The sequence below is a fragment of the Bacillus sp. JJ864 genome, from assembly GCF_036963045.1.
Taxonomy (GTDB): Bacteria; Bacillota; Bacilli; order Bacillales; family Bacillaceae_G; genus Bacillus_A; species Bacillus_A pseudomycoides_C.
Window position 1 is genome coordinate 23,152 of record NZ_JBALLY010000081.1, and the last position, 14,703, is coordinate 37,854.

The following is a 14,703-nucleotide window of genomic DNA, read 5'->3' on the forward strand; positions in this document are numbered from 1 at the left end:
AATCGGGCTTTTACGGGCAGTTGTCCCCCACCTATCTTCTTCGCTTCTCTCTAAATCTTGAGGTGGGGGGCTTACTGCCCGTTAATGCGGGATAAAGATAGAAATAGAGATACTTCTTCATAGAAAGAAGTATCTCTATTTTATTTAGTGAATCGTAACTTATGGAAATCGGGATATTGTAGAAGGAAATTTATGCGAGGAGCGCCAATTTTGTTATAAATAAACCCGCTAAAACTATTCATTAGCGGGTTTATTTATAATCTTGATAGTAGGGGATTTTTCTTTTAATACACGGATGAACTTCTCTTCTTCTTGTGGCACACAAACTGTTATTACATCAAATAAGCTATACATAATTTCTAATCGTTGTCTGGTCCATTTTTCTGAATGTAGTGGTTTTCCGTAGTATTTCATGTGTTGGATATCTTTAAAAGGAATTTCGGTGTTTGTAAAATAGTATTTAATAATAATGGATTCATCGGTGATTGTGTAAGTGGATGATCTATAAACAAATAAAAAATTGATTATGTTTAACAATGGCATACAACTTACATAAACATTATTGTCCTCTTGTATGAAAAACATTGTAATAAAAAAGAAAATGAGTACTAAAAGTATAAGCATATGAAAAGGATTTTGTTTTACTTTAAATTTCATATATATCCACCTCGGTATCTTCGGTACATAAAATAATTATAATACAATAATTATCATGCAAAATATGCATAATTGCATATTTTATCTTTTTTTAATGAGGTAAAATTTTTAATAGATTTTTATTTTTGTTATAAAAATAAAAATCTATTAATCATGGAAAGGTCTTGATCATATGCTAGGAATTAAAGTTACAAAAACAGACGAAGAATTAATGATTGAATGGCAACTAGCAAAAATTTGTATTCCTCTAAAGGAAATTATTGAGGTCATTGAAGATGACACTTACGGTGGAGAAGAAGCGAATGTAATTCGAATTGGAACGCCGTATGGGACAACGGATCGAATCCTGATTAAGACTAAAAAACATAATTATTTGTTATTTACTACAAATAAAACTTCAATTTTAAATGAAATACATTCATCTTAAAAATATTTCATTTTAATAGCCCTTGGGAAGCGTCCCAAGGGCTATAGTTTTTATGAAGGTAATTCCCACTTCCTGTATGAAATGATTATGTTTATAATATACGATTAGATATATGAGGGTGATTGGAAAGATAAAATAAAAATGAGATTACGCCAGCATTTCTGTCTTCTTCTATATAAAAAGTGGAATGAATTGATAGTAAGAAACAATACCGGCTATTGTCCCAAGACACATGCCGACAAGTACATCCGATGGATAGTGCAGGCCGAGATAAATACGAGAAATGCCGACGCAAATTGCAACGGGAAGTAGCAAGAATGTCATACGTGGTTCATATAATAGAAAAGGAATGATAACAGAAAAGATAGCAGTCGTGTGTCCAGATGGAAAAGAATGATCCACTAATGGATTCATTGGATACTTTGCATTATGAATAGTTAAATAAGGGCGTTTTCGAGGATAACACTTTTTAAAAATTTGCACGGGAATGTGACTAATTAAAAGAGAAATAGCGCTAGCAATTGCTACTCCTCGTAAAGATCCGTTTGTGAGAACAAGTAAGAATATAATAAGAGCGATTGTAAAAGTTGCACCGCCCATGTGAGTAATGGTGCGAAAAAAGATGTTTAATGCTTTACGGTCAAAATAGTGGTTAATTCCTTTGAAGATGTAGCACTCTATTTTATATAAGGAGCTGATGGATCTAGTTTTCATCAAACTTCTCCTCCTCACTACATATATTTGAAGTATCACTGTTATTTTAATAAGTTTTCATTGAGGGAATACTAAGATTCTGTAAAGAAAATGTAGAGTTTTACAAAGAAAAGGCTGCCATATAAGGTGGCAGCTAAAAATTTTATTTCGTTTGTAAACTTTTATAATATTGTCCTTTTTCGACGTATTGACGACGAATGCGAGCCATATCTTCACGGTCTTCTTCCGTTAGTTCGCGAATTACTTTGGCCGGGCGACCGAATGCAAGTGTATTTGGCGGGATTTTCTTTCCTTGTGGTACTAAACTGCCGGCACCAATAAATGCACCTTCACCAATTTCAGCTCCGTCTAAAATAATGGAACCCATACCGATTAAAGCATCTTTTTTCACTGTACAACTATGTAAAATGACTTGATGTCCAATTGTGACATCATCTTCTAGAATAAGTGGATACTTTGGACTTTGATGAAGTGTACATTGATCTTGTATATTAGTCCGGTCTCCGATAATCGTTGGAGAAACATCCCCGCGGATGACAGTGTTAAACCAAATGCTTGATTCTTCACCAATTGTAACGTCACCTGTAATTGTGACATAGTCAGCGATAAATGCACTATCAGCAATTTTCGGATTTTTGTCTTTGTAAGGATAAATCATATAAGTAACCTTCCTCTCCTAGAAACTAATATTAGTGTAGCAAATTATGAAATAGAGTGAAATGGAGGAATTTTATGTGGAATTATGAAGCAGAAGAGGCGAAAGGTGTTATAGTTATGGTACATGGTGCAATGGAGCATCATGGACGTTACGAAGCACTTGCAGACATGTGGCGTCATCTTGGCTTTCATGTTGTGATGGGAGATTTACCTGCGCACGGAACAACTTCAAGAAATAGAGGACATATTACGTCATTTGATGAATACATAGAAGAAGTAAAGACATGGATTAAAGAAGCAAGAAAATATTACTTGCCCCTTTTTCTATTCGGACATAGTATGGGAGGATTAACCGTCATTCGCGTACTGCAAGAAACGAAAATGGATGTGCAGGGGGTAGTCTTGACTTCGCCATGTTTAGGGGTGTTATCAACGCCGAAACTACCGATTCGTACCATTGCGAAAGTACTGAATGTTGTGGCACCGAAAATGCAATTTCATTCAAATATTACAGTTGAAATGGCAACGCGTAATCATGAAATTCGCGATGCGATGGAAAATGATTCATTGTTCTTGCGCAAAGTATCAGTTCGTTGGTATAGTGAGTTAATTAAAGCGATAGAAGTTGCACATGAAAAACGAGATGAATTTCCAGACGTACCACTCTTGCTAATGCAGGCATGTGAGGATAAACTTGTAGATAAAACACGTGTCCGCAACTGGTTTGATAGTCTGAAAATTAGTGACAAAGCATACAAGGAATGGCCGAATTGTTATCATGAGCTGTTTAATGAGTATGAAAAAGATGAAATTTTTGCATATGCCAAATCGTTTGTGGAAACACATTTAATTCAAGAAACAGAAATAAATAATTAACAGTATAAATTTTATATTCATTTAGAGGAGATGAAGAAAGAAGTGAAAGTACCGAGTAACCCCATAACGCTCATGGCGAAAGTATACCGAGATGTGTTTCCGGTCGTACACCATGAGCTCGCAATGTGGAAAGAACGCGCCTACCATATTCCGAATGATGAACTTCATAATCAAGCGTTAGCGAGTATTGAGCATAAAACATTTCACTGTGAAGGCGGCGGCATTTTAGCGCTGCTTGCCGATGAACATCGTGAGGAATGCATTCGATTCATTGTAGCATATCAAACAATTAGTGATTATTTGGATAATTTATGCGACCGTAGCACATCACTTGATCCCAATGATTTTGCAGCGCTCCATGAGTCAATGCTTGCAGCGCTAACACCAGGAAGTGAAGGAAGCAACTATTATCGTTATCGTGATGATCAAGATGATGGTGGTTATTTAGATGAACTTGTAATAACTTGTCAAGAAATGCTTGCGAAGACGAAGCATTATAACAAGATTGCACCAATTCTTCACGAACTTGCTTGTTATTACTGTGATTTACAAATTCATAAACATGTAAAGCAAGAAGAGAGAGAAGAGCGCTTAAAAACGTGGTTTGCAGCACATCGTGAAAAAGTTCCGCCAATGAGCTGGTTTGAATTTTCCGCTTGTGCAGGTTCAACGCTTGGTATCTTCTGTCTTGTAGCGTATGCATTCCATGATGAATTAACAGACGATGATATTATGAAAATTAAACAAGGGTATTTTCCTTATGTACAAGGATTACATATTTTACTTGATTACTTCATAGACCAAGAAGAAGATCGTATTGGCGGAGATTTAAATTTTTGTAGTTATTATGAAAATAAAGAAGCAACTCTTGAGAGATTGCGACATTTTGTAATAGAAGCAGAAAGAAGTTTAGAACAACTGCCGCACATGAAATTCCATCGCCTCATCAGCCGAGGACTGCTTGGCATTTATTTATCAGACGAGAAAGTGTCGCAGCAAAAAGAAATGCAGTACATGGCACGGCGTATTGTGAAATACGGAGGCTTTACTTCACGCTTTTTCTATTGGAATGGAAAGATGTATCGGAAGAAGATCGCGCAGTAATGAAAACGAGCTGTATTCTACAGGGGGTAGGATGCAGCTCGTTTTTTATGTTAATGCGGGATAAAAGGATCATTCCGATGCTGATCATCTCTTCCTAGTTCCTCATGAATGGTTTGGTTATCTGATTTATTTGGAGATTTGGATTTATATTTTCGCTGTAAGAAAAACCCTACACTAATAAGCAAAATGAAAATGGACCAAAATATGATACCGAAGATTGTCATGTATTTACCTCTTTTTTTCTATTATATGGTAAAGTATAAATGCGGAGGTGCTAAAATGAAGAAATTCTTTAAAAAGTTATATGATAATATCGAAGTTTCGTTATTAGTGTGCCTTTCTATTTCATTTGTACTTGGTATTTATAATATGCTGATAAAAGCAGGTGGACCAACAACTGTAGATTACATCATACAGGCGGTATTAGCAGTTGTTATTATTGTGGATATTTGGTTCTTAAAGCATCCGGAAGAAACGAATTAAGGAGCGCTCATACTTTTGTATGGGAGCTCCTCTTTTTGGGGTATTCATGTCTGATTTTGTCGAAAGGTCTTTATCCCGTGTCGAAGCGCCGATATATGATGAAAAACGGTCGATATATCGAGAAAGTCGTCGATATTTTGATGAGACACTTGCTAATTGCCAGAATCTATCAAAATAGAACGGCAATATTGAATACACCGTTCCGTCGAGTCAATCAGTTCTTGATCTCCCTTTTTCAATCGTATTTGTAACGCTCTTTGAAAATAAGTTAAAGCTGTAGAGATATCTCCTTCATCGATTTTACATTTGCCGTAATGCTGATAGAAAAAATCCTCATATGAAGCTAACTCATTTTGCTGTAGTAGATGTAAAAGTTCATTGAAAATCTTATGTACCTCTTTAAAGTTTCTTTCCCAGTGATAAACGTGAGCAAGGCGTAGTTTGTTAATAAATAGTCCTTGTATATGCTGAGAAATTTCATATTGTTCGATCGCTTGCTGTAAATAGAATTTACTCTCAGGTAGATTTCCTGCGATACGTTCATAGGTCCCAATTAGACCACATTGTTTTGCATAGAATATACCTGGAGTAGTTAAATTTGTTTTAAGAAATGTAATACCTTGTTTCATTTGTTCAAGAGATAAAGGCTTTTCACGGAGGTTTTCATCAAATGTATAGCCCATTTCGAATGGGATAAGTTTCATTTTTTGTATTTCTCCTTTTGATAAGGTAAATATTTATTTACAATTGCTTTAGCAAGACATGTAGAGGAATCTACAAAGTGAAGACGACCTTGCTCTGTCTCTAATACGACATTCAAATCTGTACATGCTATGACAACAGTATCAATAGTTTCAGTTAATTCTAAGCATAGTGTATTCCATAAGTTACTTGCTTCGTTTATTTGTCCTATTTTTATTTTATGTATAATTTGATTAATAGCAGTTTGCCAGCTATCTTTTTGAATATAATCTACACCACGTTTTATAAATCCCTCTTGATATATACACGATTGAACAGTGGCATCAGTTGCTAAAAGAGCTAATTTTTTAACGTGATGAGGGATTTCTTTTAGCGTTTCATCCACCATATTTAATACTGGAATTGAGAGGGATGCCTGCAGTTGTTCAAAATAAAGATGTGCCATATTACATGGCAGAGCAATAAAATCGACACCCGTACTTTCAAGTTTTTGTGCCCCGTTTATAATTGCTCTTTCCATCTCCTCATGATTAATGGCCTTATCGATATAGAATGGTGTTGGACATGAGTAAATCATCATATGAGGAAAGTCCATGTCATCTTTCGCGCCGTAAATTGCTTGGCATTGTTTTACTACGTTATCAACGAATGGCCCGGTAGACTTTGGGCCCATTCCTGCTAGTATTCCAATCATAGTTGTTCATCCCCTTTGTTTTCATTCGGATATAGAAATTCTTGTTTCGCGTGAAAGAATCCTTCTTAGACAATAAAAAATACGCGCGGTATGCACGTATTTTTGTAGGTGTTCATGTTGCACTCTATCTTTTTTCAATCGCAATAATAAACGGCGGGTTATTTTGTTGGTTCATAAATTCGTACTTTAGTACGTGTGCTTCTTCTTGATCTAGCTTCGCTGCGAACTTCATAACGGCATCGCGTTCTATTTGTCCTTCAGGATGTCCGTGATAGATGACAAGGACGATGATTCCTTCTGGTGCCATCACTTCTAATAACTGCTGCAAGGCAGAAAGAGTTGAGTTTGGTTTTGTGACGATGCTTTTGTCGCCGCCAGGAAGGTAGCCTAAGTTAAAGATCGCTCCCGTTACTTTTCCTTTTGCGTCTTCTGGTAAAACGGCTGTTAATGTATCGTGACTATCATGAATAAGAACGGCACGCTCGTTTAATCCTTTTTCTTGTAGTCGTGCGCTTGAATTTGTGATGGCTTCTTCTTGAATATCGAAGCCAAATACTTTTCCGCTTTCGCCTACAAGCTCTGCTAAAAGGCACGTATCATGACCGTTGCCTAACGTTGCATCAACGGCGTAATCTCCTTCTTTCACCGCACGCTCTAGCAGCGTGCGAGCAAATGGTAAGATGCGTTCTAATTTCATACTGTCTTCACCTCATTTGCATATTTGCCTTGCCAACTGCCGCGGCGTACAAATTCAGCATCGATTGCATTTAATACTTCCCACTTGTTTAAGCTCCACATTGGACCGATCATTAAATCGGGCGGACCGTCACCTGTGATGCGATGTACGATGACATTTGATGGGATGATTTCAAGCTGATCAACAACGAGATTTACGTAATCTTTAAGAGAAAGAAATTGGAGTTGTCCTTTTTCATATTGCTTCACCATAGGTGTTCCTTTTAATAAGTGCAGCAAATGAATTTTAATCCCTTGAATATCGAGCTTCGCCACTTCGCGCGCTGTTTCCATCATCATGTCATAGTCTTCAAGCGGGAGACCGTTAATGATATGTGAGCACACGTTAATGTTATGCTTACGAAGTTTATTTACACCTTCTACATATAAAGGATAATCGTGAGCACGATTAATCAGAAGCGCTGTACGTTCATGCACAGTTTGCAAGCCAAGCTCGACCCAAAGATATGTCCGTTTATTTAAATCAGCTAAATATTCGACAACATCATCAGGTAAGCAGTCTGGCCTTGTAGCGATCGAAAGACCGACAACGCCTTCTTCTTTTAAAAGAGGTTCAAATTTCTCTTTTAATACTTCAACAGGAGCATGTGTATTCGTATAAGCTTGGAAATAGGCAATACACTTACCGTCTTTCCATTTTGTATGCATTTTTTCTTTCATTTCATGATATTGTGTAACAACATCATCACGGCGGTCACCAGCAAAGTCTCCGGAACCAGCCGCACTACAAAATGTACAGCCGCCGTATGCAACTGTGCCATCACGGTTTGGGCAGTCAAATCCAGCATCTAAGGAAACTTTAAAAATTTTCTCGCCGAAATGTCCGCGCAGATGGTAGTTCCACGTATGGTAACGTTTATTGTCATTTGAATATGGGAAAGGATTTTGGACTTTCATGTTATTCCTCCTCAATGATATGAGCAAAAATCATTATAACATACTCATAAGGTTCATATAGAACGGACAAGCTAAAGGAGAAATATAGGTAAGGAGGAACAATCATGGCAGAGCGTGAATCACTGGAAGCATGCATTCAGAATGCACACCAAGCAATGGAATATGCAAAAGAACAATTAGAAATTGGAATGAGACAAGAACATTACAATACGATGGAATATTCTGATGCACAGCTTCAATTAGAACAAGCTTACAATGAGATGCAAACGATGCAGCACTATGCAAATGATGAACAACGCGAACAATTAAATCGCGCACGTATGGCAATACGACAATTACAACATCAAATGATTATCACATCGCATTAATAAGGAGAGATTGAAATGGCAACGCGTTCAGATCAAAATAACCCAGAGCAAAAAACACAAAATGGACATAATGCTGAGTTTTCCAATGAACTTGATCCAGTTGTGCAAGCAAAACAAAACAATCGCAAGAAAAGTCAGCCGCAAAAATCGAAGCAATCTGAATAGAAGAGAAAAAATGCCAACATGAAACCACTAGCACATGATTGTGTTAGTGGTTTTTATTATACAAATAACATTTTATTCCTATATAATAATAAAAGAGAAAAATAGGGTTCATCACCGTAACATGGGGTTGATTTTTTGAAAATGAATCATTATTAATACACTTCACTGTGAGTGGCGACTCCTGCGGGAATAGCGAGGAAAGTGTCCACTCGGAGTGGAGTGTACATCTATCTATATGTCACCCCCGTCTTTTGGTGATGAACCAAAAATAGATAAAAAAGCAATTTTTTATAAAACTAAAAACAAAGGGAGCGGTACAGATGTTTAAGAAAATGTTAGCAAGGTTTGGGAAAGGAGCAGCTAAAGTTGATTTACGCTTTGAGAGTCGTCCGTATGCAGCGGGAGAGACTGTATATGGAGAAGTACATATTCAAGGCGGTGAAGTAGAACAAAAAATAAACAGTCTGGCTGTAAGTTTCATGATGCGCTTTATGACAAAACAAGATACGGTCCGACGTGAAATAGCAATGATTCCATTAAGTGGAGCACAAATGATTTATCCGAGCGAACAAAAAGTCATTCCATTTTCTTATGTGATTCCAACTCATTTGCCAATTTCTCGAGAAGGTGTTTCTTATTATTTTGATACGCATTTAGATATTCAAGGCGGAATAGATCGAATGGATTTTGATGATGTTGTTATAGATGCTTCTAAGGAAGTACAAACCATTTTTTATGCGCTCGGAAGTCTAGGGTTTCAGGAGAAATCGAAATCCGGTAAGGTAGATACATATGGACAAGAATTTTCTTTTGTTCCTACAGAGTTGTTTGTAATGCAGGTGAATGAAATAGAGATGCGTCTTGCTTATGAAGGAACAGGAATCCGAATTTGGTTAGAGATAGATTGTCGTAATCGTTATGAAGAGATAGAAGCGAAACGTGAATTCTTTATTTCACAAGATATGTTACGGGATACAAGACAGGTAGCGTTTATGTTAAAACAGTATATAGCAGAAATAACGTCCAATCCTTATGGATATATCCAACCGTTTTCTTATGAAACATATCATCATTCATCTCATAGACACGTGGGAAGCCCAATTGCGGGCATGGTAGGTGGATTAGCAGTTGGAATATTAGGTGGCGTATTATTAAATGAATTAATAGATGATGTGGATGTAGAGGAAATAATAGAAGAAGCAGTAGAAGAAATAGAAGAAATAGAAGAAGACGCAGTGGAAGAATTAGAAATAGAAGAAGAACAAGAAGAATCATTTTTTTGGGATGATGAGGAATAATTGAAAGAGTGTTCCGTACATGCAAATAAAGAAAATCCCCCCTTATCAAGAAGGGTAGCTTGATAAGGGGGGACGCTAAAAAGAAAGAGTAGGAGAAACACAAGCATGGAAGTGAACAGTAAAATAGTTAAATACTTAATTTTCGGAAAACTTTAAAACTGAAGGGTTTTTCGTTTTTACTCTTTCTTTATGATATGAGTGTATCATTAAAAATAAAATAAATCAACGAAAAAAAGACAATATTCTTATTAATTCGACATTTTTCGATAGTTGAGATCATTTTCATTCCAAGAGAATAATTCTCTCCAAGATGCTGGGGATTTTTATGTCAAACAATTTATACATGACTAAATTATGAGTGTATAAATTATTTGATTATTCTGTCTTGAATGTGTCTATTTTGTGAAAATCAATATTGGCACAGTTCTTGCTTATATAAAATAAGGAAAGGAGGAAATTTGTCGGTAGCTGTCATAAGAGAAGACTTATTGAAAATATTGGCTGCTGATTTTACCGCTATAACTGGGGGTGCCGTTGTCTAACAGTTTTGAATTAAAAAGTCAGAATTTTCATTATTTTTAAGAAAAGGAGAAAATAGTATGGCGAAACACTCGAAATTTTATAAACTGATGCTTGGCGTGGGACTTGTTACGATATCATGTAACGGAATGCAAATTCAAGCAGAGACGAAAGAAAAAACTGCGAAGAATGTATTACAGATGGAGCCGGTAGGAATACAGAAATCCGTTGATGAGATAGCGCACTCTTCGAACGTACAAGAAAATGCATCTTTTACCGAAAGGTTAAAGCTGGCAGATTTATCGCAGCGTCCACTAGCGCCAAACGAGAATGCTAAACAGCTAACTGAAGAAAAAAAATATTCGATGGCTGAATTGAATCAATTAAGCAACAAACAATTAACTGATCTTCTTGTTACGATTCAATGGTATCAAATTCCGGAATTATTTCAGTTTACGAATGATAGTTTGAAGTTTTATCAAGATGATAGCCGCATGCAAGCGATCATTGATAAACTAGCAGAACAAGGTCGAACGTATACGCAAAATGATTCAAAAGGGATTGAGACATTAGGAGAAACTTTACGTGCGGCATTTTATTTAGGTTTTTATCATGATGAATTAAGCAAACTAAATGAGCGTAGCTATCATGATAAATGTTTACCAGCTTTGAAAGCGGTTGCGAAAAATCAGAATTTCAAACTTGGCACATCGGAACAAAACAAAGTTGTTTCATTGTATGGAAAGCTAATTGGAAACGCATCAGCTGATGCTGAAGTTATTCAATATGCAGGTGGAATTTTCAAGCAATATAACGATAATCTTGCAACTTTCATTGGAGAGAAGTCAAAAGGTGATGCTGTATATGAATTGATGAAAAATATTGATTTTGATGTTCAGACGTATATGTATGATACGGGCAAAGAACCGAAAGATACGATGTGGTATCGAAACATCGATAGTTTTATTAATGAAATAAATCGTTTTGCGTTAATTGGTACAGTAACAGACAAAAATGGATGGTTAATTAATAACGGAATTTACTATGCTGGCCGATTTGGCAAGCTTCATAGTACACAGGCAAAAGGACAGCAAGTTGTGACAGAAGCGATGCGGATTTATCCATATTTAGGAGAACAATATTTTGTTGCGGCAGAACAAATTGTTACAAATTACGGCGGAGTAGATGCAAACGGTAAAACAGTAAATTTAGATCAAATTCGAGAAGATGGTAAGAAGAAATATTTACCGAAAACGTATACATTCGATGACGGGGCAATTGTTTTTAAAGCGGGAGATAAAGTTAGTGAAGACAAGATTAAACGTTTATACTGGGCGGCAAAAGAAGTACGATCTCAATTTTATCGTACAGTTGGTAGTGATAAGCCGCTCGAAAGTGGACATGCTGATGATGTGTTAACAATGGTGATTTATAATAGTCCGGATGAATACCAATTTAACCGTCAATTGTACGGCTATGAAACGAATAATGGTGGAATTTACATTGAAGGAATTGGAACGTTCTTTACATATGAGCGTACACCACAGCAAAGTGTTTTTAGTTTAGAAGAGTTGTTCCGTCATGAATTTACACACTATTTACAGGGAAGATACGAGGTTCCTGGATTATGGAGACAAGGGGACATGTATCAAAATGAGCGTTTGACTTGGTTTGAAGAAGGAAATGCGGAGTTCTTTGCAGGCTCAACGCGATTAGATAGCGTTGTACCGCGAAAAAGTATAATTAATAGATTATCGTATGATCCAGCAAAACGATACACAGCGGAGCAAACATTAAATGCAAAATACGGAACGTGGGATTTTTATAACTATTCATTTGCACTGCAATCTTATATGTATAATAATCGCCCTGAGACGTTCGATAAAATACATGATTTAATTCGTGCAAACGATGTGCCAAGATACGATGCATATCGTTCTGCATTAAGTAAAGATAATCAATTAAATGCAGACTACCAATCTTATATGCAAATGTTAATTGATAACCGTGATAAGTATACAATTCCGCAAGTATCAGATAATTATTTAGCGCAGCATGCTCTGAAAGCGCTTTCGGATGTTGAGGCAGATATTACAAATGAAGCGAAGTTAAAAGATGTGAAGGTAACAAAGAATAAGTCACAATTCTTTAATACATTTATACTACAAGGAACATATACAGGAAGTGCATCAAAAGGAGAAACTGAAGACTGGAAAGCGATGAATCAAGCAACGAATGATATGCTGAAACATCTTTCCGAAAAAGAGTGGAGCGGATACAAAACATTGACTGCTTATTTCGTGAATTACCGCGTCAATGCAGCTGGACAATTTGAATATGATGTTGTGTTTAGCGGAGTTAACACTGAAGAGGATAATACTGTAGAAAAAGAACCGAATAATTCGTTCAATACAGCAAATCCACTAACACTCAACATGTTATTACGAGGTAGCTTAAGTGATCAAGATTTAACTGATCGATTTGTAATTGATGTAAAGGATCCGAAAGATTTACAGATTACCGTTACGAATGAACAAAATCTTGGTATGAACTGGGTATTATATTCTGAATCAGATCTTAATAATTATGCCGCTTATGCAACGAAACGCGACGGAAATAAATTGCTTGGAAATTATAATGCGAAGCCAGGAAAATATTATTTAAGTATCTATAAATATAGCGGTGGAACAGGGAATTATACAGTACAGGTAAAATAGTTGAAAGTAAGAGTTAAGAAATTCAGCCACAGAGAATCGGTGGCTGGACTTTTTAATTGTATCATTATTTCATTAATAGAATTACACAATTTGGTAATGGGTGTTATAATAAAAAAGAAACAAATAGGGTGGGGAATAGTAATGAAACAAGCTTTAGTTGTCATTGATGTGCAAGAGATTTTCTTTCTTGAGCCGCAAAATTTTTTATACGACAAAGAACGTGTAGTTGAAAATATCAACAAATTAATTACGAAAGCTCACGAAAAAAATATCCCAGTTATTTTCATTCAACATACAGATACAGAGGAAACAGATGAAATGTTTGAAGGGAAAGATGGCTGGCAATTACATAAAGGATTAGCTAGGGCTTCCTCAGATAAAGTAATTCAAAAAACGAAATGGGATGCATTCTATCAAACAGAGCTATTCAACTACTTAAAAGAGAAAGAAATTGAGCAAATTGTTTTTGCAGGAGCTCAAACTGAGTTTTGTTTAGATACTACAATTCGAGCTGCTTATAGCTTAGGATATCAAAATAACCTTCTTTCTAAAAATACCCATAGTACAATAACAAGTACAGTATTAGAAGCAGAGAAAATTATTAAGCATCATGAAAACATTTGGAATAACCGATTTTTAAAAATTGTCGAGTTAGATACAGTACTATAAATAAAAGCTAGCAAACGATTTATTTGTTTGCTAGCTTTTTTGTTAACGAGCATAGTCTCCTGTTCTATTAAAATATCCAATCGAAGGCAGTATAAATACCAAGTAGAGCAAACAAAATGATTAATATAAGTGCCGAGATGCATCCAAAAGGAATGAGCTTATCCTGCCACGTTTCTTCAGGTTCTTCGATCATTTTTTCTTTTACTTTTTCTTGTAGGGAAGATGTGATAGGTTTAGAATATAGCCTTTTAATCGTTTCGTTATCCCCTTTAAATTTTAAAGCTCTCCCTATATGATTAGCGTTGTTCCCCATAGATTTTTCAAATAGAGAACACGCCTCAATCATCTCAGGTGTTTTATGCTCTTCTAAGTACCAATATCGACCGGCCATTGCAGGGTGTTGTAATTTGTAATAGATATCTCCTAGTTTCTTACGAAGGTCTAATGCATTAGGATAAGTCGCAATTAAACCATGTAGTCGATCTCTTGCTTTTCCTAAATCATTATTTTGAATATCGTTTTCTATCTTTTTTAACGTTTTTTCAGGTATGTTGTTAATGGGATAACTCTCCTTTTCATTTTACAAATTGCTTAGGATATTCTCTTATATGGTTTTCATCGTCACGCCAATCATACGTTTCTTGTTTTGGAATATGTAAAGTTTGATTTCCAATTGTAACCGTAGTCTCATCGATCCATTCAACGAGTGGATCTTCATCAGGATAATTCCAGTATATCGTTTTAGTAGAATTCGTTTTCAGATGAACCAATTCACCTCTAACGGCGTTTAGACTTAATGATCCTCCATCTTGAAGGGAAGTTTTCAATTTATACTCTCCGTTTGGGGATTCAATTGTTCGAATTAATTTTCCTGTAGGAACACCTTGCAAACTAAAAAACTGCCAATATATAAAACAAGCTCCAATAAGCAACGTAGAAAGTAATACAATTCCTACTTTTCTCTTTGTTTTCTTGATTTTATTCATTTGCTTCTCCTTAA

At 35.9% G+C, this 14,703-nt stretch carries 19 protein-coding genes; 9 read left to right on the top strand and 10 right to left on the bottom strand.

Annotation, left to right across the window (positions count from 1 at the left end):
- Nucleotides 1-234: 234 nt before the first annotated feature.
- Entirely contained in the window at nucleotides 235-657 is a 423-nt protein-coding gene (locus V7024_RS13720) for a PH domain-containing protein (protein WP_335520893.1), read from the bottom strand.
- A 172-nt stretch (nucleotides 658-829) separates the two neighbouring features.
- Here V7024_RS13720 and V7024_RS13725 point away from each other — a divergent pair, with 172 nt between their 5' ends.
- Nucleotides 830-1,084 (top strand): SunI/YnzG family protein, encoded by a 255-nt coding sequence (locus V7024_RS13725; RefSeq protein ID WP_335520894.1) that lies wholly within the window; start codon nucleotides 830-832, stop codon nucleotides 1,082-1,084.
- Between the two features lie 171 nt (nucleotides 1,085-1,255).
- Here the strand turns inward: V7024_RS13725 and V7024_RS13730 are convergent, their stop codons facing one another.
- Nucleotides 1,256-1,798 carry a phosphatase PAP2 family protein gene (locus V7024_RS13730; RefSeq protein ID WP_335520897.1) on the bottom strand — a complete coding sequence of 181 codons (543 nt, stop codon included), beginning with the start codon at nucleotides 1,796-1,798 and terminating at the stop codon, nucleotides 1,256-1,258.
- Between the two features lie 142 nt (nucleotides 1,799-1,940).
- Complete coding sequence (locus V7024_RS13735; RefSeq protein WP_335520899.1) at nucleotides 1,941-2,456, bottom strand: gamma carbonic anhydrase; 516 nt, start codon at nucleotides 2,454-2,456, stop codon at nucleotides 1,941-1,943.
- A 74-nt stretch (nucleotides 2,457-2,530) separates the two neighbouring features.
- Between V7024_RS13735 and V7024_RS13740 the strand changes: the two genes are divergently transcribed.
- Together V7024_RS13740 and V7024_RS13745 are read left to right on the top strand one after the other, a co-directional pair.
- Complete coding sequence (locus V7024_RS13740; RefSeq protein WP_335520901.1) at nucleotides 2,531-3,331, top strand: alpha/beta hydrolase; 801 nt, start codon at nucleotides 2,531-2,533, stop codon at nucleotides 3,329-3,331.
- A gap of 42 nt (nucleotides 3,332-3,373) precedes the next feature.
- A complete protein-coding gene (locus V7024_RS13745) occupies nucleotides 3,374-4,435 on the top strand; it encodes a tetraprenyl-beta-curcumene synthase family protein (RefSeq protein WP_335520903.1) in 1,062 nt (353 codons plus the stop codon).
- A gap of 50 nt (nucleotides 4,436-4,485) precedes the next feature.
- Here the strand turns inward: V7024_RS13745 and V7024_RS13750 are convergent, their stop codons facing one another.
- Nucleotides 4,486-4,659, bottom strand: coding sequence for a hypothetical protein (locus tag V7024_RS13750; RefSeq protein ID WP_335520905.1), 174 nt, complete (start codon nucleotides 4,657-4,659; stop codon nucleotides 4,486-4,488).
- Nucleotides 4,660-4,714: 55 nt separating this feature from the next.
- On the opposite strand from V7024_RS13750, the gene V7024_RS13755 reads away from it, so the two are divergent.
- On the top strand, nucleotides 4,715-4,918 hold the full coding sequence (locus tag V7024_RS13755) for a hypothetical protein (RefSeq protein WP_335520907.1): 204 nt from the start codon (nucleotides 4,715-4,717) through the stop codon (nucleotides 4,916-4,918).
- A 152-nt stretch (nucleotides 4,919-5,070) separates the two neighbouring features.
- On the opposite strand, the gene V7024_RS13760 is transcribed toward V7024_RS13755, so the two are convergent.
- From V7024_RS13760 to V7024_RS13775, 4 genes are all read right to left on the bottom strand, one after another.
- Entirely contained in the window at nucleotides 5,071-5,622 is a 552-nt protein-coding gene (locus V7024_RS13760; RefSeq protein ID WP_335520909.1) for a hypothetical protein, read from the bottom strand.
- On the bottom strand, nucleotides 5,619-6,314 hold the full coding sequence (locus V7024_RS13765) for an aspartate/glutamate racemase family protein (RefSeq protein ID WP_335520911.1): 696 nt from the start codon (nucleotides 6,312-6,314) through the stop codon (nucleotides 5,619-5,621). The genes V7024_RS13760 and V7024_RS13765 overlap by 4 nt, the downstream gene beginning before the upstream one ends.
- A 124-nt stretch (nucleotides 6,315-6,438) precedes the next feature.
- The gene (locus V7024_RS13770) at nucleotides 6,439-7,011 is read right to left on the bottom strand and encodes a class I SAM-dependent methyltransferase (RefSeq protein ID WP_335520913.1); all 573 of its coding nucleotides are present in this window, start codon (nucleotides 7,009-7,011) and stop codon (nucleotides 6,439-6,441) included.
- Entirely contained in the window at nucleotides 7,008-7,967 is a 960-nt protein-coding gene (locus tag V7024_RS13775) for a TIGR01212 family radical SAM protein (protein WP_335520916.1), read from the bottom strand. The genes V7024_RS13770 and V7024_RS13775 overlap by 4 nt, the downstream gene beginning before the upstream one ends.
- A gap of 104 nt (nucleotides 7,968-8,071) precedes the next feature.
- Here V7024_RS13775 and V7024_RS13780 point away from each other — a divergent pair, with 104 nt between their 5' ends.
- From V7024_RS13780 to V7024_RS13800, 5 genes are all read left to right on the top strand, one after another.
- Complete coding sequence (locus V7024_RS13780) at nucleotides 8,072-8,335, top strand: YtzC family protein (RefSeq protein WP_335520918.1); 264 nt, start codon at nucleotides 8,072-8,074, stop codon at nucleotides 8,333-8,335.
- Between the two features lie 15 nt (nucleotides 8,336-8,350).
- Nucleotides 8,351-8,500, top strand: a complete 150-nt coding sequence (locus V7024_RS13785; protein WP_306198077.1) for a glycogen biosynthesis protein GlgD — start codon at nucleotides 8,351-8,353, stop codon at nucleotides 8,498-8,500.
- Nucleotides 8,501-8,820: 320 nt separating this feature from the next.
- Nucleotides 8,821-9,798 carry a sporulation protein gene (locus V7024_RS13790; RefSeq protein WP_335520921.1) on the top strand — a complete coding sequence of 326 codons (978 nt, stop codon included), beginning with the start codon at nucleotides 8,821-8,823 and terminating at the stop codon, nucleotides 9,796-9,798.
- Nucleotides 9,799-10,397: 599 nt separating this feature from the next.
- On the top strand, nucleotides 10,398-13,034 hold the full coding sequence (locus V7024_RS13795; protein ID WP_335520923.1) for a collagenase ColA: 2,637 nt from the start codon (nucleotides 10,398-10,400) through the stop codon (nucleotides 13,032-13,034).
- Between the two features lie 141 nt (nucleotides 13,035-13,175).
- Nucleotides 13,176-13,703 (top strand): cysteine hydrolase family protein, encoded by a 528-nt coding sequence (locus V7024_RS13800; protein WP_335520925.1) that lies wholly within the window; start codon nucleotides 13,176-13,178, stop codon nucleotides 13,701-13,703.
- 67 nt (nucleotides 13,704-13,770) lie between these two features.
- On the opposite strand, the gene V7024_RS13805 is transcribed toward V7024_RS13800, so the two are convergent.
- Both V7024_RS13805 and V7024_RS13810 read right to left on the bottom strand, forming a co-directional pair.
- Nucleotides 13,771-14,262, bottom strand: a complete 492-nt coding sequence (locus V7024_RS13805; RefSeq protein WP_335521021.1) for a DUF6584 family protein — start codon at nucleotides 14,260-14,262, stop codon at nucleotides 13,771-13,773.
- Nucleotides 14,263-14,278: 16 nt separating this feature from the next.
- On the bottom strand, nucleotides 14,279-14,689 hold the full coding sequence (locus tag V7024_RS13810) for a DUF5412 domain-containing protein (RefSeq protein ID WP_335520928.1): 411 nt from the start codon (nucleotides 14,687-14,689) through the stop codon (nucleotides 14,279-14,281).
- Between the last annotated feature and the right edge of the window lie 14 nt (nucleotides 14,690-14,703).

Excerpts from the sequence above, each read along its gene's own strand:
- V7024_RS13720 (WP_335520893.1), bottom strand. The coding sequence starts at position 657 with ATGAAATTTAAAGTAAAACAAAATCCTTTTCATATGCTTATACTTTTA.
- V7024_RS13725 (WP_335520894.1), top strand. The coding sequence starts at position 830 with ATGCTAGGAATTAAAGTTACAAAAACAGACGAAGAATTAATGATTGAA.
- V7024_RS13730 (WP_335520897.1), bottom strand. The coding sequence starts at position 1,798 with ATGAAAACTAGATCCATCAGCTCCTTATATAAAATAGAGTGCTACATC.
- V7024_RS13735 (WP_335520899.1), bottom strand. The coding sequence starts at position 2,456 with ATGATTTATCCTTACAAAGACAAAAATCCGAAAATTGCTGATAGTGCA.
- V7024_RS13740 (WP_335520901.1), top strand. The coding sequence starts at position 2,531 with ATGTGGAATTATGAAGCAGAAGAGGCGAAAGGTGTTATAGTTATGGTA.
- V7024_RS13750 (WP_335520905.1), bottom strand. The coding sequence starts at position 4,659 with ATGACAATCTTCGGTATCATATTTTGGTCCATTTTCATTTTGCTTATT.
- V7024_RS13755 (WP_335520907.1), top strand. The coding sequence starts at position 4,715 with ATGAAGAAATTCTTTAAAAAGTTATATGATAATATCGAAGTTTCGTTA.
- V7024_RS13760 (WP_335520909.1), bottom strand. The coding sequence starts at position 5,622 with ATGAAACTTATCCCATTCGAAATGGGCTATACATTTGATGAAAACCTC.
- V7024_RS13765 (WP_335520911.1), bottom strand. The coding sequence starts at position 6,314 with ATGATTGGAATACTAGCAGGAATGGGCCCAAAGTCTACCGGGCCATTC.
- V7024_RS13770 (WP_335520913.1), bottom strand. The coding sequence starts at position 7,011 with ATGAAATTAGAACGCATCTTACCATTTGCTCGCACGCTGCTAGAGCGT.
- V7024_RS13775 (WP_335520916.1), bottom strand. The coding sequence starts at position 7,967 with ATGAAAGTCCAAAATCCTTTCCCATATTCAAATGACAATAAACGTTAC.
- V7024_RS13780 (WP_335520918.1), top strand. The coding sequence starts at position 8,072 with ATGGCAGAGCGTGAATCACTGGAAGCATGCATTCAGAATGCACACCAA.
- V7024_RS13785 (WP_306198077.1), top strand. The coding sequence starts at position 8,351 with ATGGCAACGCGTTCAGATCAAAATAACCCAGAGCAAAAAACACAAAAT.
- V7024_RS13790 (WP_335520921.1), top strand. The coding sequence starts at position 8,821 with ATGTTTAAGAAAATGTTAGCAAGGTTTGGGAAAGGAGCAGCTAAAGTT.
- V7024_RS13795 (WP_335520923.1), top strand. The coding sequence starts at position 10,398 with ATGGCGAAACACTCGAAATTTTATAAACTGATGCTTGGCGTGGGACTT.
- V7024_RS13800 (WP_335520925.1), top strand. The coding sequence starts at position 13,176 with ATGAAACAAGCTTTAGTTGTCATTGATGTGCAAGAGATTTTCTTTCTT.
- V7024_RS13810 (WP_335520928.1), bottom strand. The coding sequence starts at position 14,689 with ATGAATAAAATCAAGAAAACAAAGAGAAAAGTAGGAATTGTATTACTT.